12 protein-coding genes are annotated in these 20671 nt (G+C 63.3%); 7 read left to right on the top strand and 5 right to left on the bottom strand.

Features of this window, described 5'->3' with window-relative positions; all coding sequences use genetic code 11:
• The first annotated feature begins 28 nt into the window (after positions 1-28).
• From ACJRPG_RS02125 to ACJRPG_RS02095, 7 genes are all read left to right on the top strand, one after another.
• Positions 29-1651 carry a POT-type proton-dependent oligopeptide transporter gene (locus ACJRPG_RS02125; RefSeq protein WP_407998394.1) on the top strand — a complete coding sequence of 541 codons (1623 nt, stop codon included), beginning with the start codon at positions 29-31 and terminating at the stop codon, positions 1649-1651.
• A 262-nt stretch (positions 1652-1913) separates the two neighbouring features.
• A complete protein-coding gene (locus tag ACJRPG_RS02120; protein ID WP_407998393.1) occupies positions 1914-2882 on the top strand; it encodes an ABC transporter substrate-binding protein in 969 nt (322 codons plus the stop codon).
• 12 nt (positions 2883-2894) lie between these two features.
• On the top strand, positions 2895-3716 hold the full coding sequence (locus ACJRPG_RS02115) for an ABC transporter permease (RefSeq protein ID WP_407998392.1): 822 nt from the start codon (positions 2895-2897) through the stop codon (positions 3714-3716).
• A gap of 1 nt (position 3717) precedes the next feature.
• Positions 3718-4515: an ABC transporter ATP-binding protein gene (locus ACJRPG_RS02110; RefSeq protein WP_407998391.1), complete on the top strand. Its 798-nt coding sequence runs from the start codon at positions 3718-3720 to the stop codon at positions 4513-4515.
• 93 nt (positions 4516-4608) lie between these two features.
• Positions 4609-6381 carry a sensor histidine kinase gene (locus tag ACJRPG_RS02105; RefSeq protein ID WP_407998390.1) on the top strand — a complete coding sequence of 591 codons (1773 nt, stop codon included), beginning with the start codon at positions 4609-4611 and terminating at the stop codon, positions 6379-6381.
• A gap of 5 nt (positions 6382-6386) precedes the next feature.
• Entirely contained in the window at positions 6387-7718 is a 1332-nt protein-coding gene (locus ACJRPG_RS02100; protein ID WP_407998662.1) for a sigma-54-dependent transcriptional regulator, read from the top strand.
• 204 nt (positions 7719-7922) lie between these two features.
• Positions 7923-10478, top strand: a complete 2556-nt coding sequence (locus tag ACJRPG_RS02095) for an alpha-1,6-glucosidase domain-containing protein (protein ID WP_407998389.1) — start codon at positions 7923-7925, stop codon at positions 10476-10478.
• Positions 10479-10543: 65 nt separating this feature from the next.
• On the opposite strand, the gene ACJRPG_RS02090 is transcribed toward ACJRPG_RS02095, so the two are convergent.
• The 5 genes from ACJRPG_RS02090 to ACJRPG_RS02070 form a co-directional block, all read right to left on the bottom strand.
• Positions 10544-12187, bottom strand: coding sequence for an alpha-amylase family glycosyl hydrolase (locus ACJRPG_RS02090; RefSeq protein ID WP_407998388.1), 1644 nt, complete (start codon positions 12185-12187; stop codon positions 10544-10546).
• Between the two features lie 14 nt (positions 12188-12201).
• Positions 12202-13833, bottom strand: a complete 1632-nt coding sequence (locus tag ACJRPG_RS02085) for an alpha-D-glucose phosphate-specific phosphoglucomutase (protein ID WP_407998387.1) — start codon at positions 13831-13833, stop codon at positions 12202-12204.
• A gap of 90 nt (positions 13834-13923) precedes the next feature.
• Entirely contained in the window at positions 13924-15249 is a 1326-nt protein-coding gene (locus tag ACJRPG_RS02080; protein WP_407998386.1) for an MFS transporter, read from the bottom strand.
• Between the two features lie 163 nt (positions 15250-15412).
• On the bottom strand, positions 15413-17809 hold the full coding sequence (locus ACJRPG_RS02075) for a TIM-barrel domain-containing protein (protein WP_407998385.1): 2397 nt from the start codon (positions 17807-17809) through the stop codon (positions 15413-15415).
• A gap of 81 nt (positions 17810-17890) precedes the next feature.
• Positions 17891-20623, bottom strand: coding sequence for a TonB-dependent receptor (locus ACJRPG_RS02070; RefSeq protein WP_407998384.1), 2733 nt, complete (start codon positions 20621-20623; stop codon positions 17891-17893).
• Positions 20624-20671 lie beyond the last annotated feature (48 nt).

Below are 20671 nucleotides of genomic sequence, written 5' to 3'. Positions count from 1 at the left end.
CGCGTGCATATCAAATCCGGGAGACCTCATGTCACAAGCAGAGCAACAGGCCGGGAACGGACCGCTACCGCGGCAAATTCCTTACATCGTCGCCACCGAAGGCTGCGAACGATTCAGCTTCTACGGGATGCGCAACATCCTTACCCCCTTCCTGATCAGCACCCTGCTGGCCTTCATCCCCATCATGGAGGACCGCACCAGCGAAGCGAAGCACATCTTCCACACTTTCGTGATCGGCGTGTACTTCTTCCCCCTGCTTGGCGGCTGGCTCGCGGACCGCTTCTACGGCAAGTACAACACCATCTTCTGGCTCAGCCTTGTGTATGTGATCGGGCATGCCTGCCTTGCCATCTTCGAAGACAATATGAAGGGCTTCTACTTCGGCCTCTTCCTCATTGCACTCGGCTCGGGCGGCATCAAGCCGCTGATCTCCGCCTTCGTGGGCGACCAGTTCGACCAGACCAACAAGAACAAATCGAAGATCGTGTTCGACGCCTTCTACTGGATGATCAACTTCGGCTCCTTCTTCGCGTCGCTGCTGATGCCGGTCTTCCTGAAGAACTACGGTCCTTCGGTGGCCTTCGGCATTCCCGGCCTGCTGATGCTGGCGGCCTGGCTGATTCTCTGGTCCGGCCGCAAAAAGTATGTGAACGTGCCGCCTGCCGCGCCGAACGAGCATTCCTTCACCAGCGTTGCGCGCACCGCACTGCTGGCGAAAGTGGAAGGAAAAGGCCGTCCGGGCCTGACGGTTGCGGCGCTGGGCGCCGCGGGCGCCGTGGCGGCGCTGCTGATGTCCTGGAAATGGGGCTTCGTGATCAGCGCATGTACCGCCCTGGTGCTGCTGCTGGCCTTCGGCGGCATCGGCACCTCGATGCAGCTGGAACGCGCACGCGGCAAGCATACGGATGAAGCGGTGGAAGGCGTACGCGCCGTTCTGCGCATCCTGGTGGTGTTCGCGCTGGTGACGCCGTTCTGGTCCCTGTTCGACCAGAAGGCATCCACCTGGATCGTGCAGGCGAATGCGATGACCAGCCCGATGCTGTCCCTCTTCGGCTGGGAATTCCAGCTGCTGCCGGCGCAGATGCAGGCCATGAACCCGCTGATGGTGATGATCCTCATCCCGCTGAATAACATCCTGATCTTCCCCATCCTGCGCGCGCTGGGCGTGGAGCCGACGCCGCTGCGCCGCATGGGCGCGGGTATTGCGCTGTCCGGCGTGGCGTGGCTGATCATCGGCTGGATCCAGCTGTCGCTGGATGGCGGCACGCCAATGTCGCTGCTGTGGCAGCTGGCGCCTTACATTGTGCTGACCATGGGCGAAGTGCTGGTGTCCGCCACCGGCCTCGAATTCGCCTACAGCCAGGCGCCTGCTTCGATGAAGGGCTCCATCACCAGCTTCTGGCAGCTCGCCGTCACCGTGGGCAACCTGTGGGTGCTGGTGGTGAACTCCAGCGTGAAGAACGACGCGGTGCTGGGCCATATTTCCGGTACGGGCCTGTCCACGGCAGCGTTCCAGATGTTCTTCTTTGCGGGCTTCGCCATCGCCACGGCGGCGCTGTTCGCGTGGTACGCAACGCGCTACAAGATGGTGGACAACTACCGCGTGGCGCCGGACGCCACCTGCTACGGCGCCATCCCCTCCAAGGCCTGAACGTCATTCCCGCGCAGGCGGGAATACAGGAGTGTGACGGCGGCTCTTCTGGGTTCCCGCCTGCGCGGGAACGACGCGCTCGCGACGGGCGGAAATCCGCACAAGGCGCGGCGGAATTTTCCGGAATTCCGCCCGCCGCCGCCCCTCCGCTCCCTGTGCGGCGGCGCACCAAACGAATCGAATCAAGCACTTAGTCTTTCCCGCCCGCACTGGCACGGAAGCTGCTCTATGGATGGACACAATAACCAACCTGGAGACCAGCATGACCAAAGCCCGCCTGTTAACCCTCGCCCTCGCCGCCGCTTTCGCCACCACCGCCAATGCGCAGGAAGTGGTTCGCCTCGGCAACCTCAAGTTCGCGCACTACGGCGCCGTGTCGTACATCAAGGAGATCGCTCCCAAATGCGGCATCAAGGTCGAAGAACACGTCTTCGCCAAAGGCCCGGACGTGATGCAGGCCATCCTGGCCGGTGAACTCGACGTGGGCGCCACCGCATCCGAAGCAGCGATCCAGGGCCGCGCAAACGGAGCACCCATCTTCGTCGTTGCAGGCTTCGCGCAGGGCGGCGCACGCCTGGTGGCGCGCAGCGATGTCGCCATCAAATCGGTCAAGGACCTGAGGGGCAAGAAAGTCGGCGTCACGCGCGGCGGCATCCACGAAGTGCTGCTGGCTGCCGAACTGCAGCAGGCTGGGCTCACCTTCTCCGACCAGCCGGGCAAAGATGTGCAGCTGGTGTTCCTCGCCTTCGCCGACCTGAACCAGGCGCTGCTGGGCAAGAACCTGGACGCCATCATGCAATCGGAGCCGCAGTCCTCGCAGGCCATCAATAAAGGATTCGGACGCGAAGTGATGAAGCCATACGACACGCCGATCGGCGAGCCGATTCGCACCATGGTGATGAGCGAGATGTTCTACAACGAAAAGCGCGCTACCGCATCCAAGTTCATGAAGTGCTTCGTGCAGGCCACCAAGACCTTCATCGACAACAAGGCCGTGGCGGAAAAGTATGTGCGCGAAACGATCTTCAAGAACCAGATCACGGCCGACGACTTCCAGGATGCCATCAGCAATTCGCCATACACCTACGACATCACGGCCCAGCACATCCAGATCACGACGGACGTGATGGCCAAGACCGGCGTGGGCAAAATGCGCCGTCCGCCGGTGGCCACCGAGTGGGTCAAGACCGACCTGCTGGACGAAGCGAAGAAAAGCCTGAACATCAAATAAGCGGAGCAGACGATGGCAAATCTTAAATGGCGAGAGATCGCCGTGGGCGCGGTCGTGCCCGTACTCGTGATCGCGCTGTGGCAAGCGTGCGCGATGCTAGGCTGGATCAACCCGCAAGTGCTGCCATCGCCGCTGGCGGTGCTGCTGAAGTGGGTTGAGTATGCGCTGCCGCTGCAGGCCTATGATCCTGCCACGCAATCGTGGCTGGGCTGGGCGCTGTCGGGCGAACTGTGGATGGACACGCTGGGCTCCATGTACCGCGTGCTGGTCGGCTTCGCCGTCGGCGCCGGCCTGGCGCTGCCGATAGGGTTGGCGATGGGCGCCAGCCAGCGCATGTACGCCTGGCTGAATCCACTGATGCAGGTGCTGCGTCCGATACCGCCGATCGCCTACATTCCGCTGTCCATCCTGTGGTTCGGCCTTGGCAATGCCCCTGCCGTGTTCCTGATTGCGCTGGGCGCCTTCTTCCCGGTGCTGATGAACACCATCGCCGGCGTGCGCCAGGTGGACGGGATCTACATCCGCGCCGCGCGCAACCTCGGCGTGAGCCAGCGTGCGATGTTCGTGCGCGTGATGCTGCCCGCCGCTGTACCCTACATCCTGTCCGGTGTGCGGATCGGCATCGGCACGGCGTTCATCGTGGTGATCGTGTCCGAAATGATCGCGGTGAACAATGGCCTCGGCTTCCGCATTCTTGAAGCACGCGAGTACTTCTGGTCGGACAAGATCGTCGCCGGCATGATCAGCATCGGCATCCTGGGCCTGATCATTGACATCGGCATGAACAAACTGAATAACCACCTGCTGCGCTGGCACCGTGGCCTGGAGAACTGAGATGAACGCGACCCACATCGACGTCAAGGGCGTCAACAAAGTCTTCAAGACCGACAGCCGTGAAGTGATCGCGCTGAAGGACATCAACCTCGAAATCCCGCAAGGCCAGTTCGTCTGCCTGCTCGGCCCATCGGGCTGCGGCAAGTCGACGCTGCTGAATGCGATTGCAGGATTCTCGCTGCCGTCCAGCGGTGAGATCACCGCGGACGGCAAGCTGATTACGGGCCCGGGCCCTGAGCGCGGCATGGTATTCCAGGAATACGCGCTGTTCCCGTGGATGACGGTGGAGAAGAACGTCGCCTTCGGCCTGGAGATCAAAGGCATGCCGAAGGCGCAGATCGACAGCACGGTGGAGCAGCTGCTCAAGATGCTGTCGCTGAGCGACTTCCGCAACCGCTTCCCGAAAGACCTGTCCGGCGGCATGCGCCAGCGCGTGGCGATTGCACGCGTGCTCGCGCTGGACTCGCCGATCATGCTGATGGACGAGCCGTTCGGCGCGCTGGACGCACTCACCCGCCGCAACCTGCAGGACGAGCTGCTGCGCATCTGGTCCGAGCTGAAAAAGACGATCATCTTCGTCACGCACAGCATCGAAGAAGCAATCTACCTGGCGGACCGCATCGTGGTGATGACCTACCGTCCCGGCACGGTCAAGCGCGACATGCTGGTCGACATCCCCCGCCTGCGCGATCCCTCCTCGGCCGACTTCAACGCCCTGAAGCGCGAGCTCGGCATGCTGGTGATGGAAGAGCAGCAGCGCCACCACAACGACGAAATGCGCCTCGCCGCCGTAGACTGACACCATGGGGTCAGGCACCACGTGTCATGTGACAGCCGGGTGCCTGACCCAGGGTGGCAGAGGCGAAGTGAAGCGGTGCAGTAGAATTTGCCCATGCGCGCGAAAAAGCTCCTGTTATTGCTGCCGGCCGTGATGGCCGCGGCCTGCATTATTGCGGGAGCTTTTGCTTTGGGGGCGCATCGGGCGCGTGAGGACATCACGATGGCCGCCCAGCGCCAATTGCAGCTCATGGCGCCCGACCTGCAGTCCGTGCTCGAACGCTTCGAGACGCTTCCCTTCGTGCTCGGCCAGCAGCCGGACCTCACTTACGCGCTCGCCCATCCGCAGGAGCCCGCCGCCATCGAACGCCTGAACGCCACGCTGCAGATCATCCAGCAGCAGGCGAAAGTCGGCGCCCTTTACCTGATGGACCATACCGGCTTGACCATCGGCGCCAGCAACTGGGACCAGCCGCTGGGCTTCGTCGGCAAGAATTTCTCCTACCGCCCCTACTTCCGCGCAGCCATCCAGGGTCGCGCCGGCCGTTTCTACGGCATCGGCACCAGCACCAGCGAGGCGGGCTACTTCATCGCGCAGCCGGTGTACCGCAATGGCAAGCGCGGCGCCATCGCGGGCGTGATCGCCGTGAAGATCAGCCTCGCCGAATTCGAACATACCTGGCGCAGCAGCGAAGATCCCATTGCGCTCGCCGACAGCAGCGGCGTGATCTTCCTCAGCAACCGCCCGGAATGGCGCTATCACAGCCTGCATGCACTGGACGACGCCACGCTCCGCGAACTCGCACGCACGCAGCAATACATGGGCCAGACCGTAACGCCGCTCGCGAAGCATCCCGGCGCCTTCGTGACGCGGCCCGTGGGACGCCTGGGCTGGCAGCTGATGCTGTTCCCCAGCCAGTCGCGCGTGCTGCGCGCCGGCCTGCAATGGGCGCTGGCGGCGGGTCTGCTGCTGGCGAGCGCCGGCGCCATCTACTGGGCCTTGCACCAGCGGCGGCGGCGGCTCGAAGAACGGCTCGCCTCACGCGAAGCGCTGCAGCAGGCGGCACAGGAACTTGACAGCCGCATTGCCGAGCGTACGGCGCAGCTCAGCGAAACCAACCGCCACCTGGAACAGAAATACGCCAAGCTGCAGGAGACCGAACACCTGCTGCGCAGCACACAGAACGAGCTGGTACAGGCGGGCAAACTGGCCATGCTGGGGCAGATGGCCGCCGGCGTTACGCATGAACTGAACCAGCCGCTGGCCGCCATCCGCGCCTTTGCCGACAACGCGCGCACCTTCCTGGAACGGGGCCAGTCGGACCAGGCAGCGAACAACCTCACGCATATCGGCGACGCCAGCGCGCGCATGGGCGCCATCATCTCCCAGCTGAAGGGCTTCGCACGCAAGGACGAAACCATTGCTACCGTCGACCTGTCGCAATCGGTGCGTGCTTCCGTTTTCCTGCTGGAGAGCGAGTTCCGCCGCCACGACGTCACGCTGTGCAGCGAGTCCTGCGATGAAGCGCTGCTGGTGGCAGGCGACGCGGTGCGCATCGAGCAGGTGCTGATCAACCTGCTGCGCAATGCGCTGGATGCGGTAGAAGGCGCCGAACAGCGCCAGGTCTGTATCGCACTCTCGCGCGACGGCGAGCATGCACTGGTGCGTATCGCCGACACCGGCGCCGGCATTCCGGACCAGGTGGCTGCGCACCTGTTCGAGCCCTTCTTCACCACCAAGCCTTCCGGCAAGGGGCTGGGGCTGGGACTGGCCATCTCGTCGTCTATCGTGCAGGCGATGAACGGACAGCTGACGGCGCATAATCAGGACCGTGGCGGTGCGCAGTTCGAACTGCGCCTGCCGCTGGCAAAAGGAGCACCAGATTGAATACGCTGCAAGCGATCCTTGTTGAAGATGAAGCCACACTGCGCCTGGCAACCGCACAAACCCTGGAACTGGGCGGTTTCAGCGTGCAGGCCTGCGCCAGCGCGGAGGAAGCGCTGGCCATATTGCGGGCAGACTTTGCCGGTGTGATCGTCACCGATGTGCGCCTGCCCGGCCGTTCCGGGCTCGAACTGCTGGCACATGTAGTGGCGCTGGATGCCGAACTGCCGGTCATCGTCGTCACCGGCCACGGCGACGTCAGCATGGCGGTGGAGGCCATGCGCAGCGGCGCCTATGACTTCATCGAGAAGCCCTTCTCTTCCGACCGCCTGATGGACGCCGTGCGCCGTGCGCAGGAACGCCGCAACCTGGTACTGGAGAACCGCCAGCTGCGCACCGCGCGCGCCCTGCATCCGGACACGCCGGACCTGATCGGCCGTTCCCCCGCCATCGAACAGCTGCGCCTCACCATCCGCAATGTTGGGCCGGCAGGCGTGGACATCCTGATCAACGGGCAGACCGGCACCGGCAAGGAAGTGGTGGCGCGCGTGCTGCACGCGGCCAGCGGCCGCAAGGGCAATTTCGTCGCCATCAATTGCGGAGCGCTGCCGGAATCGGTATTCGAGAGCGAGATCTTCGGCCACGAGGCAGGCGCCTTCACCGGCGCGCAGAAGCGCCGCATCGGCAAGCTGGAATACGCGAACGGCGGCACGGTCTTCCTGGATGAAATTGAAACCATGCCGATGTCGCTGCAGGTAAAGCTGCTACGCGTGCTGCAGGAACGCCGCCTGGAACGCCTCGGGGCGAACGAAGCGGTGGCGCTGGATTGCCGCATCATCGCCGCCAGCAAGGCAGACCTGCTGCAGCTGAGCGCCGAAGGCAAGTTCCGCGAAGACCTCTATTACCGTATTGGCGTGGTATCGATCGACCTGCCGCGCCTGAACGAGCGGCGTGACGACATTCCGCTGCTGCTGGCGCATTTCGTGCAGGAGGCTGCTGCACGCTATGGACGACCGCTGCCGCAATGGAGCGCTTCCGACATGGCGGCCTGGCAGGCAGCCGACTGGCCCGGCAATGTGCGCGAGCTGCGTAATTTCGCGGAGCGTCTCACGCTGGGCATCGTGCCGCACGTGCAGCAACTTCCGCCGGCCGCCGCGCCGCGCGGCGACATGCAGGACGGCTTGCCGCAGCAGGTGGACGCCTATGAGCGCGAACTGATCCTGCGCGCGCTTGCCGCAGCGGACAACAACGTCGGCGCCGCGGCCGATGCGCTGCAAGTGCCGCGCAAAACGCTCTACGACAAAATGAAGAAATACCAGATCAGCACGGGCCGCAAATAGCGCGCGCTTTCGGGTAACATACCGGCCAGCTTACCTGCACACCTACGGAGACTGGCTATCAATACCATCGGCAAGCGCGCAGCCGCGCACCTCATCACTTTCGCGGCGCTGGCCGCTGCTGCGGACTCCGCCCAGGCGTCGGGCGCAATTCCGCTGGACGCCTGCAACGGGCCTTTCGAAACCGTATTGCAGCCCGCGCCGAAGATGGAAGCGCGCGCACTGTGGCTCGACGGACGCCGCATCCTCTGGCCTGGCGCCGGCCGCGACGGCGTGTTCAAGCTGTATCGCTCCGAGGGTGCATCGCTGCGCATTGAGGCCGGCTCACGCGTGCGAGGCCCGGAGCAAAGCTTCGCGCTTGCCTCCGTCAAGGCGCTGCCCGCAGCACGCTACCGCTATGCGGGCGACGGGCCGGTGCTCGCGCTGGCATCGGAACCGCCCCCGCTGTTCGGCCAGTTCGTGCTGGTGCGCGAAAACAGCGAGGGTGTAGTACAGGAGGCAAGCACCCTGCAAATCGCAGGCGCGCTGGATGCGCGCTACGCCGCGGCGGAGAAGGAAACAAGGCTTGGCGTTGCGCTGTCCGGCGGCACGGCCAGGTTCAAACTGTGGGCGCCCACTGCACGGCAAGCGGCGGTCTGTATCTACGAGAATGCCGGCTCACCCGCGTCGGCGCTCATGCAGATGCGTATGGATCACGGTACCGGCATCTGGGCCGCACGAGCCAAAGCAGCGGAGGGCAAGTACTACAAATATGTGGTGGACGTGTTCAGCCCCGCCGCAGGCCTTGTGCGCAATCTCGTCACCGATCCCTACTCCGTGAGCCTGTCCACGGACTCCGCACGCAGCTATATCGCGGACCTTGGCGACCGCAAACTCAAACCCACGGGCTGGGACAGCACGCGCCCACCCCGCACGCTGGCGGCGCAGCCGGACATGTCGATCTACGAGTTGCACGTCCGGGATTTCTCGATCAATGACGCGACCGTGAGCCCGGCCAATCGCGGCAAGTACACGGCGTTCAAGGAAACCGGTTCCGCAGGCATGCAGCACCTGCGCGCCCTGGCGCGCGCCGGCATGACCGACGTGCACCTGCTGCCGGTGTACGACATCGGCAGCGTGCCGGAGCACGGCTGCGTCATGCCGAAGCCCGAAGGCGCGGCCGACAGCGAACAGCAGCAGGCGCTGATCGAAAAGACGAAGCTGAGCGACTGCTACAACTGGGGCTACGACCCCTACCACTACAGTGCCCCGGAAGGCAGCTACAGCACCGACCCCGCCGATGGCGCGCGCCGCATCATCGAGTTCCGCGAAATGGTGATGGCGCTGCACAATGCAGGGCTGCGCGTCGGCATGGACGTGGTCTACAACCACACCTACCGCGCCGGACAGGATGAAAAGTCTGTGCTGGACCGCATCGTGCCCGGCTACTATCACCGCCTGAACGGCAAGGGCGAGATCGAAAGCTCTACCTGCTGCTTCAACACAGCGACCGAGCACCGCATGATGGCAAAGCTGATGATCGACTCCGCCGAGTTGTGGGCCAGGCACTACAAGATCGACTCCTTCCGCTTCGACCTGATGGGGCACCAGCCGCGCGAAGCCATGCTGGCCTTGCAGGCACGCGTGAACAAGGCTGCCGGACGCCATATCAACCTCATTGGCGAAGGCTGGAACTTCGGCGAGGTGGCGAACGGCGCGCGCTTTGTGCAGGCTTCGCAGCTGTCGCTGAATGGCACCGGCATCGGCACCTTCAGTGACCGTGGCCGCGACGCGGTGCGCGGCGGCGGCGCGGGCGATTCAGGCGATAAGATGATTACCCAGCAGGGCTTCATCAATGGCCTGGTCTACGATCCGAACGGCAGCGCCGCGCACAGCGCCGAAGAGCTCTTGAAGGCATCGGACATGGTGAAGGTAGGCCTTGCGGGTTCCATCCGGGGCTACCGCATGCAGACCTGGCAGGGCGAAGTGCGTGAATTGCAGTCGCTGGTCTATGGCGGCGACCAGCCTGCGGGCTACGCGAGCCAGCCGGGGGAAGTGGTCAACTACGTCGAGAACCACGACAACCAGACGCTGTATGACCTGAACGTGATGCGCCTGCCGCGTAATACGAGTAGCGCCGACCGCGCGCGCGTGCAGGTGCTGGCAGCAGCCATCAATGCCTTCAGCCAGGGCGTGGCCTACTACCACGCGGGCTTCGATATCCTGCGCTCCAAATCCCTCGACCGCAACAGCTTCGAATCCGGCGACTGGTTCAACCGCCTGGACTGGAGCTACCAGGACAACTACTTCGGCACCGGCCTGCCGCCCGCTGCGGACAACGGCAAGGACTTCGCGCTGATGAAGCCACTGCTGGCGGATGCGGGCCTCAGGCCATCGCCCGCCGACATCGCCTTCGCACGCGATGCCTTCCGCGACCTGCTCCGCATCCGCGCCAGCAGCACGCTGTTCCGCATGCGCACGGCGGAGGACATCAGGCAGCGGCTGCGGTTCCTCAACACCGGTATTGGGCAGGTGCCAACCGTGGTAGCGGCGCAGCTCGACGGTTCCGGCTATGCGGGCGCGGGCTTCCGCTCGATTGTGTACCTGATCAACGTGGGCAAGGAAGAGGCCAGCATTGCCGGCGCGGCGGGCAAGCAGTACCGGCTGCATCCAGTGCACACGGCAGCCACCGCGGCGGACAAGCGTGCGGCCACCGCGCGTTACGACAGCGCAGCAGGCAGCTTCACCGTCCCGCCCCGCACCGCTGTTGTCTTCGTGGAATAGTTTCCTGAAAAATGGGGACAGACCCGGATTAAAATAATCCGGGTCTGTCCCCATTTTTAAAGCAATTACTTGCTCAGGAGGATGGTGGAGGCTTTGCCGCTGGTGCGGACGGCGCCCTTGCGGACGGTGTAGCTGGCGCCCGTGTAGCTGTCCCTGAGGCGGGTGCCGTCGGGGAACACGCCGCTCACCGTGATGTCGACCGGCTGGCCGGTTGGTACGTCGAGGGCCACTACAACCTTGTCTTCACCCAGTACGCGCTTGAAGGTGTAGGGCTTGTCGGCCAGCTTTTCGTGCGCGCCCGCTCCCACCGCGAGGTGGACCTGGCGGAACAGGCCGAGCTTGCTCCAGTGCTGGCGCACCGCGCCCACCTTGTAGCCTTCACGCTGCGCGTTCTGCTTCAGCTCTTCCCAGTTCATGTAGGAGCGCAGCTTCGCGTCACCGACAGCTTCGGCTATGTCCAGGCGGCGTGCGGTTTCGTCGCCGTAGTAGATCTGGGCTGCCCCTGGCGCCAGCAGCAGTTTGTTGGCGCTTTCGAAAGGCTTGGTGCGCGCGGCGTCGAAGGGGTTGCCGTCATCGTGCGAGTCGAGGTAGTTCAGCACCGAGTAGCCCTTCAGCGGGCCGGCCAGCGCGGCGGAGTATTTGCTGAACAGGCTTTCGTAGTCGCCCTTGCCGTCGTGAATCAGGCCAAAGTTGATCAGCGCATCGAAACCGTTCTGGTAGAAGTTCGCTTTCTCGCCGCCGCCCATGTCGAAGTCCTGGCCGTGCGAGATCACGTAGTTGTAAACCTCCGCCACCATGTAGAACTTGCCGTCGCCGAGCACTTTCTTCGGATTGGCTTTCTTCCATTCTTCATGCGCGGCGACGGCCACGGTGCGCAGCTCTTTCCACACGCCGGGCTCCGTATGCTTGACCGTGTCGCCGCGGAAGCCGTCCACGCCGTACTTGCGCACCCAGTCGGCGTGCCATTTCATCAGGTAGTAGCGCGGTGCACGCGGATAGCCGGTCTTGGCGAAGAAGTCGTCCAGCTCCTTCACTTCGCGCTCGTAACGGCCTTCGGTTTTCCATTTCGCGGTCAGCGCTTCCGGCAGTTCAACCGGCTTGTCGCTGCCCGTCATCACGTCCGGCAGGTTCTTCACCAGCGTGCAGCTCACGGTTGTTGGCACGTCCTTGTACTGGCACGTCGGTTCGGTGCGAACCCAGCCTGCGGGCCATACCGGATCCGCTTCCGTCACCGGACCTGTATGGTTCATCACCACATCCAGCACCACACGGATGCCGCGCGCGTGCGCCGCTTCCACGAAGTCCTTGAAGTCCTTCTCGGTTCCCAGGTTGGCATCTACCGCAGTCCAGTCGCGCGCCCAGTAGCCGTGGAAGCCGTAGGATTTGCCCGTGCCTTCATCCGTTCCGGCGTGAATCTGCTCGACCGGCGGAGTGAGCCAGATGGCGTTCACGCCCAGGCTGTCGAAGTAGCCTTCCCTGACTTTGGCCGTAAGGCCTTTCAGGTCGCCGCCCATGTAGCCGCGCAGCGGCGCCGCATCCGCCTTGCGGCCGTAGGCGAGGTCATTGCTTTTGTCGCCGTTGTGGAAACGGTCGGTGAGGACGAAGTAAACGGTCGCATTCTCCCATGCGAAGGGTTTCGGCTTGGCTGCCACGGCAGCGCCGCACGTGGCGGCCAGCAGAAGGGATAGTGCAATGGGAGTGAATTTCATGCGGCCGTTTCCTTTCAGGTGATGACGGAGGGATTGCTCCGCCCGGTATTGGCAGCGATATTGGCGACGCTGTCCGCAATGGCGATCAGCGCAGCCAGTGCCTGCTGCGTTGGTATATTGTGAAGCGCGGGGTCCGCTTCGTAGCGTTCGAGGTAGACGCGCAGCGTGGCGCCTTCGGTGCCCGTGCCGGACAGGCGGTACACGATGCGCGAGCCGTCCGTCATCACGATGCGGATGCCCTGCTTCTGCGCCTGCGAGCCGTCTACCGGATCGGTGTAGGAGAAGTCGTCGGCATAGTCCACCGTATAGTGATTCATTTCCTGACCTGCCAGGTTCGCCAGCTTCACGCGCAGGTCGTCCATCAGTACATTGGCGGCGTCGCTGTCGATGCCTTCGTAATCGTGGCGCGAGTAGTAGTTACGGCCGTATTTCGACCAGTGTTCCGTGACGATCTCCTGCACTGATTTTCCGGTGGCGGCAATCAGGTTGAGCCAGAACAGTACGGCCCACAGGCCATCCTTCTCGCGCACGTGGTTGGAGCCGGTGCCGTAGCTCTCTTCGCCGCACAGCGTGGCCTTTTCCGCGTCGAGCAAGGTGCCGAAGTACTTCCAGCCGGTTGGCGTTTCGTAGCACGGCACGCCCAGCGCTTCGGCCACGCGGTCGGCGGCGCGCGAAGTGGGCATCGAGCGCGCGATGCCCTTGATGCCGCCGCGGTAGCCGGGAGCCACGGCCGCATTCGCGGCCAGCACCGCCAGGCTGTCCGACGGTGTGACGTCGAATTTGCGGCCGACGATCATATTGCGGTCGGCGTCGCCGTCCGATGCGGCGCCGAAGTCCGGCGCCGTGGGGCTGGCCATCAAGGCGATCAGCTCCGCTGCGTTGACCGGGTTCGGGTCGGGGTGATGGCCGCCGAAATCCTCCAGCGGTACGGCATTGATTACCGTGCCGGCGGGCGCTCCAAGCATGCCTTCGAGGATGGTCTTCGCATAGGGGCCGGAGACGGCGCTCATGGCGTCGAAGCGCATGGTGAAGCCGCCGGCGAACAGTTTGCGGATTGCGTCGAAATCGAACAGGCGCTGCATCAGCTCCGCGTAGTCGGCCACCGGGTCGATCACTTCAATCTGCATCTGCTCCAGCTGCGCGCTGCCGATACGGTCGATGTCCACCTCCGCCGCATCGCTGATGCGGTAGGCCGTAATCGCCGTGGTGCGCGCATACACCGCTTCGGTGATGGATTCCGGCGCCGGGCCGCCGTTGGAAATGTTGTACTTGATGCCGAAGTCGCCCTCCGGCCCGCCGGGATTGTGGCTGGCCGAGAGCACGATGCCGCCCAGCGCTTCGCTCTTCCGGATCACGCAGCTGGCAGCCGGCGTAGACAGGATGCCGCCCTGTCCGACCAGCACGCGCGCCACGCCGTTGGCCGCCGCCATCTTGAGAATGGTCTGCACGGCGCTGCGGTTGTGATAGCGCCCGTCGCCGCCGAGCACCAGGGTTTTGCCCGTGAGGTCGCCGAGCGTGTCAAACAGGCTCTGTACAAAGTTTTCGAGGTAATGGGGCTGGCGGAAGACGGTCACTTTCTTCCGTAGTCCGGAGGTGCCGGGACGCTGTCCGGGCACCGGGGTGCTTGCTACCGTTTGGATGGCCATGTTCGCTCCGAGTGGGTGGTCGTTGCCGACGCCTGTTGAGCGCCGGCGCAACCGCCTTTTTACCCCGAACAATCGTGCGGCGGCGCGCGCTTAGCCGGCCGGTTTCGCCGAATCCTTGACCAGCAGCGTGAGCACGCCTGCCAGCGCCATCGAAATACCGCCCAGCGCCAGCGTACTGGCGGCATGACCGTTGAAGAAATGCTTGATGAAGAAGCCCAGCACGATGCCGCTGACGATCTGGGGAATCACGACGAAGAAGTTGAACACGCCCATGTAGTAGCCCATGCGGTGCGCCGGCAGCGCGCCCGCCAGGATGGCATACGGCATGGTCAGGATGCTGGCCCACGCAATGCCCACACCGATCATCGGCAGGAGCAGCATCTGCTTGTCGGTAATCATGAACACGCTGATCAGGCTGAGGCCACCGATGATGAGGCAGACCGTATGCACCATCTTGCGGCTGGTGGCGCGCGCGAAGACCGGCAGAATGAAGGCAGCCAGCGCGGATACGCCGTTATACACGGCGAACATGGTGCCGACCCAGTTGCCCGCTTCCTGGAAAGCGGACGATTGCGCGTCCGTGGTGCCGAATACATTGTCCGCCACCGCATTGGTGGTGTAGATCCACATCGCGAACAGCGCGATCCAGGTGAAGAACTGCACGAAGGCCAGCTGCGCCATCGTCTTCGGCATGCGGCGGAAGCCGCCGAAGATATCCTTCAGCGCCGCGCCCAGGCCGCGCGACGCGGCGCGCTCGGCGCGGAACTGTTCGAGGTTTTCCGGCGGCGCCTCAGTGCTGGTCAGCACGGTCCACAGCACGGAAATGAAGAACACGGCGCCGCCTGCGTAGAAGGAGTAGCGCACGGTGTCGGGAATGCCGCCGTTCGCCGCCACATTGCTCACATTGAGCACATCGGCGAAGAAGGTGGGCAGCAGCGATGCAATCACCGCGCCGCAACCGATGAAGAATGTCTGCATCGCGAAGCCCGCAGTCTGCTGCGAGGGATCGAGCTTGTCGCCGACGAAGGCACGGAAAGGCTCCATCGAGATATTGATCGCTGCATCCATCATCCACAGGACGGCGGCGGCCATCCATAGCGCCGAGGAATTCGGCATCAGGAACAGCGCGATCGATGCCAGCAGGGCGCCGAGGAAGAAGAAGGGACGGCGGCGCCCCCACTTCGCGTGCCAGGTGTTGTCGCTCAGGTAGCCGATAATCGGCTGCACCAGCAAACCCGTCACAGGCGCGGCGAGCCACAGCAGGGGCAGTTCATCGGGATTGGCGCCAAGCGTGGAAAAAATGCGGCTGGTGTTCGCATTCTGCAGCGCGAAGCCGAACTGAATGCCGAAGAAACCAAAGCTCATGTTCCAGAGCTGCCAGAACGACAGCCTTGGCTTGATGGATGAAGAGTGCATCTAGCGTGTCCCCGTTATCTGCAGCGGCGAATGCGCGCAGGTGAATTTGTAGCAAAATAACATGCACATAAGTGCCTGTCAATTACGCAAATGCGTATTCCCATAGGGATGGCGCAGATCGCTGTAGTCAAACAACAGGTTTTTGCGCCACCGACTACAGGACTTACAGCGTGATGGCGACGCTGCGTTCGCCACCGGCCTGCGGCGGGATGTCCAGCACCAGCACTTTGCGCTTCGCGTCCCATTTTGGCTGGACAGCGCGCCCGTCCAGCATAACCCGCTTGGGCCGGGCAGCCACGTTATGCACCTGCAGCGCATAGCTGCGCGGCTGCGCCTTCCATGCCTTGCCGGATTCGCTGCGCAGTTTCAGCGTCAGCTCGCCACCGGCAATGGCGCTGCTGAAATGGGCCATTTCATACTTGCCCTGCTCCCAGGCCTGCGCCGTTTCACCGTCGTCGTCATACAGCTTGCCGGATGATGCGCCCACGCTCGCGTCGTGGTAGTAGTGCAGATCGATATGGCGGGTGGAGTAGTCGCGCGTGCTCTGCACCACCTTCGCCAGCGGAATGAAGGCGCCCGCGCGCACAAATACCGGAATATGTTCCTTCACCACCTGCAGCGCTTCGGTGATGCCGCCGCGGTGCGGCTTGTCGCTGTAGAAGTCGAACCACACGCTGCCCTTGTTCGGGAAGTAGACTTCCTTGCGCGTGGCGCCCGGCTCCACAACGGGCGCCACCAGGAAATCATGGCCCCACAGGTAGGTGGAGGACATGGCGGCCGCATCACCGCTCTCCGGCTCCTCGAACAGCATGGGACGCATCAGCGGCATGCCGGTGCGGCTGTTCTCGAAGGCTGTGGTGTAGTTATAGGGCAGCATGGCGTAGCGCAGGCGGATCGCTTCCGCGGCCAGCTTCTTCGCGGCCTCGTCGCGGAACACGGGCTCCGGCGCCACTTCCTCCTGCGCGTGCGGACGGAATACCGGCTGGAACACGCCGTACTGCAGCCAGCGCACATAGAGTTCGTCATCCAGCACCGCGTTGGCGAAGCCGCCCAGGTCGGAGTGCATATAGCCCAAACCCTGCATGCCCATCTGCAGCGCGATCTCCATCTGCGACTGCAGTCCGCCCCAGCTGCGGCCCACGTCGCCGGACCATGGAATCATGCCGAAGCGCTGCGAACCGGAATAGCCCGCGCGCATCAGGATGAAAGGACGCTGGTTCGGGAAGTCGCGCTGGTAGCCTTCCGCGATCAGGCGCGCCCAGTCATGGCCATACACATTGTGCAGCTGGTCGGCGGATCCCGTTGCGTGCTGCAGTGCGGAGGGATGCACTTCCGGCTCGCCCAGGTCGCCCCACCAGCCGGCCACGCCGCCTTTCTTCAGGTCTTTGTAGATATTCCAGAACCAGTCCTTGCCCTGCTGGCTGTACAGGTCGATCAGGCCCGTGTTCCCGAAGAAGAAATCGTAGGTATAAGGTTTGCCATCCTTCGTCGTCGCCAGCACCTTGCGGTCGACGGCTTCCTGCCAGCGCTTCGAGGTCGTAAGCACGAAGGGCTCGGTGATGACCACCGTCTTCACGCCCTTCCTTGCCAGGTCGGCCATCATGCCTTCCGGGTTCGGGAAGCTCTCCCTGTCCCAGGCCAGGTTGCCCATGGTGCCCTTCACTTCCTTGCCGAACCAGTAGAGGTCCAGTACCACGGCATCCAGCGGAATTTTCTCTTCGATGAATTTGTCCACCACCGCGCGCGTTTCAGCTTCGCTGTGGTAGCCGAAGCGGCTGGCGAAGTTACCGAAGGTCCAGCGCGGCGGCAGCGGCTGGCGGCCGGTCAGGCTGGTATAGCCGGCCATCACGTCCTGCCAGCCGTCGCCAGCGATGACCTGGTAGGTCTTGCGGCCGCCGATGGTTTCGTAGCTCAGCGTACCGTCTTTCCGGCTGTCGAAGTCCAGGTAGCCGATCTGCGGATTGTCGAAGTGGATGGCGTATTTTTTCGACGACAGCGCCATCGGGATCGTGAAGTTCAGCAGTTCCGAACGGTTGCCATAGCCGTAGTGCGCCTTGTTATACAGCTGGAAGCGGTTGCCGCGCCGGTTCATGCCCACGGCGCGGGCGCCGGCGCCATACAGCGCTTCGCTGTCGTCCAGCGAGAACTGGATGGTTTCGAGTTCGCCGCGCTTCACATAGCCGAGCTTTTCAGCGACCAGCGGCTGGCCCTTGTAGGCGTAGCTGATGCGAAAAGGCTTCTTCTGCACCGTGACGGCGATGCCGGAGGTGGCGTATTCGATATGGTCCGCCGCTTCGCGCAGCGTGACGGTGGCCGATGGCGCCAGGATCACCGCATGCGAGGCGGGATCGAACTGCTCGCCCTTCGGCACGAAGGTGGTTTCGACCACGGTGGCCGAATAGGGCTTGATCAGGTAGCGGCCGTCGTTCGTCGCAATTTCAAGTGCATTGCCGCGCGCGGCGAAGCCCTGGAACTGGCGATCGGCATTCTGCGCATGCGCAGCGGAGGTGGCGGCCAGCAGCGCGGCCAGCGCGGCAAGGGCAAACGGTATGCGTTGCATCGGTCTCGGAAATGAAGAATGGATGGAAAAAAACCCGCCGCTTGCGCGACGGGTTTTCGATTGTTGCATACGTTCCGAAAATCAGAACTTGTAGCTTGCGCCCAGCAGGATGGTGCGGCCGTACTTCTGGTATTCCAGCTGCTGGTTGCGGTTGCCGTTGTAGGTTTCGTAGGCGGCGTTGCGCAGGTTGTTCGCCTGCAGCACCAGGCCCAGGCCTTTCAGCGGGCCGTCGTTGAAGTTGTAACCGATCTGGAAGTCGATCACGTTTTCGCCGACGACGTAACGCAGGCTGCGTTCTGCCGCGAAGTTGCCGATCTCACCCACGAAGTCCGAACGCTTGCGCTGCGAAATACGGGTTTCGAAGCCGTTCTTTTCGTAGTACACGGTGAAGTTGTACACGTGCTTGGACAGGCCTGGCAGCGGAATCGCCTTGCCGATGCTGGCGCTTGGATCTTCGATCGTGATGGCGGAATCGTTATAGCTCGCCGAACCCAGGATACCGAAGCCGTCCAGCACTGGCGTGAACATGTTCAGCGGCAGCGAAGCCGACAGCTCGACGCCCTTCATGGTGCCGCCATTGCCATTGTACGGCGCAGTGTAGTTGCCGAACGGCGTATCGGCCTTGGTGCCAGGGATGAACTTCGAGAAGTCGTAGGTGTTCGTCTGCGTGAAGATGTAGGTGTCCAGCTTCTTGTAGAAGAATGCTGCCGCTACGTATGCCTTCTTGCCGAAGTATTTTTCCCACGACAGGTCGAATGCCTTGGCGCGCCATGGATCCAGGCGTGCGTTACCGCCGCTTGCACCCGGGTCGAAGGTCACGTCGCTCACGCCGAAGTCCAGTGCGGAACGCAGCTGGTCGATACGTGGACGGGCGATCTGCTTGGCCAGCGCCATGCGGACGGTGTTTTCGTTCGCCAGGCCGAAGGCCAGGTTCAGGCTTGGCAGGTAGTCGGTGTAGGACTTGCCGTCGTGGACAGGCTTGACCTGCTGGCCAACAGCCGCGGTGCCGTCCCAGTAGTTCGCATCGGAGAACTGCTTGGTGTGCTGCGCCTGCACGCCGAAGTTACCGCGCATGGTCACGTCGCCGAAGTCATGATCGATGTTCGCCTTCACGAAAGCGGTGGTGATCTTTTCGGACACCAGCCAGCTCTTCGAGATCAGGTAGCTCTCGGTGGAGGTAGGCTTGAAGGACATGTAGTTGCCGACCACGGCCGGCACATTCCATGCCGGGATGGTGCCGATGCCTGCAAAGCCCAGGTTCACTGGCGAGTACAGGTACTGGCTGCCGATCGCGGTCGGGTTGCCGATCATGTTGATGTTGCCTTCCGGCTGGTCCTTGGCCTTCTCGCGGTCGGCGTAGTTCACGCCCACGTCGAAGCCGGAGAACCATTTCTCCAGCGCGCCGGTAGCAGCGAAGTTGGCGGCCAGCTTGAAGCTCTTCAGCTCATCCTCCACGTACGGGGTTTTGCCGTAGCCCGAACCGTAGATGGTGCCCTTCAGGTACAGCTGCGAAGGATCGCTGTAGGTGCGGCGGGTCGGCGACATAGTCGGGAAGGCGCCGGTATTGAAGGCCAGGTTGATATTGTCCAGCGAAGCTGCGCTGTTGGTGGCGCCGAGCTGCAGGTTGTTTTCCAGGCTCAGTTCATCGCGCTTGGCGCGGGAGTAGGAGACATCGGCCACCAGGGTCATGCCATCCAGGCGCACTTCGTTGTTCCAGCCGACGGCGCGGATATCGTCGCGGCGGTCGGTGAACATGCCACGCACCAGCGGGTACACGTTGTTCGCCACAGCGGTGCTGATGGCATTGCCGTTCTTGGTGACGTTGGTGAACGCGACGGCAGGATCGATGCCGCCGTTCCAGCCGCCGAGGTTGATCTCGAACTGGTTCGCCGTGTCCTGGTGCTTGAAGATCGACGCATACATGTCGATCATGCTGGTCCACTGCTTGTTCGGACGATACTGCACCACGCCCATCAGGCCATCGCGGCGGTTGTAGCCGGTACGGGACAGCGCCTTGATACCGTCGGTGACGGTGGTACCGGCAGGCACGCCTGGGCGGCCTTCGGTTTTCCATGGTTCGTAGATACCGGTTTCCTGCGCCAGCACTGGCGATTCCAGGTGCGCGAAGCCGATGGCCACGCCCAGGGTACGGTTCAGGAACTGGTCGATGTAGCTGATGCTGAAACGGTTGCCGGTGTCGTCGGTGTTCGCCATCTTGCCCAGCGAGTTCTTCTCGCCGCGCACATTCATCGCCACGGTGCGCTTGCTGAAGTTCAGCGGACGCACGGTCTGCAGGTCCAGGGTACCGGACAGGCCCTGGCCGATCAGGCCGGCATCAGGGGTTTTGTAAATCGTCACGCCGCTCAGCAGCTCGGACGGGTACTGGTCGAATTCGACGGAGCGGTTGTCGCCGGTCGACACTTGTTCGCGGCCGTTCAGCAGCGTGGTCGAGAAGTCCGGCGACAGGCCGCGCACGGAGATTGACTGGGCACGGCCGGCAACGCGCTGGGCGGCCAGGCCGGGCAGGCGGGCGATCGATTCAGCGATACTCACATCCGGCAGCTTGCCGATGTCTTCAGCGGAAATCGCTTCGACGATGGAGGTGGAGTCTTTCTTGACCGAGATCGCGTCTTCAATACCGCGGCGGATGCCGGACACGGTAACGGTGGCAACCGGCGCATCTGCGGCCGGGGTGGATTGTGCCTGTGCATAGGCAGGAGCAGCCAGTGCTGCAACGAACAGAGCGCAGCCAGCGGCTACCGGGCTCAGTTGCAGGGCCGTGCGCGTGCTGCGCGCGGACGCGGAATTAGTCATTAAAGTCCCCTCACTCATTAAACAATTTTCCCGTAGTGCAGCAACAAC

The organism is Pseudoduganella rhizocola, assembly GCF_045984285.3.
GTDB lineage: Bacteria > Pseudomonadota > Gammaproteobacteria > Burkholderiales > Burkholderiaceae_D > Rugamonas.
The sequence above is the reverse complement of the archived record's forward strand: the minus strand, read 5'-3'. Positions and strand labels throughout refer to the sequence as shown.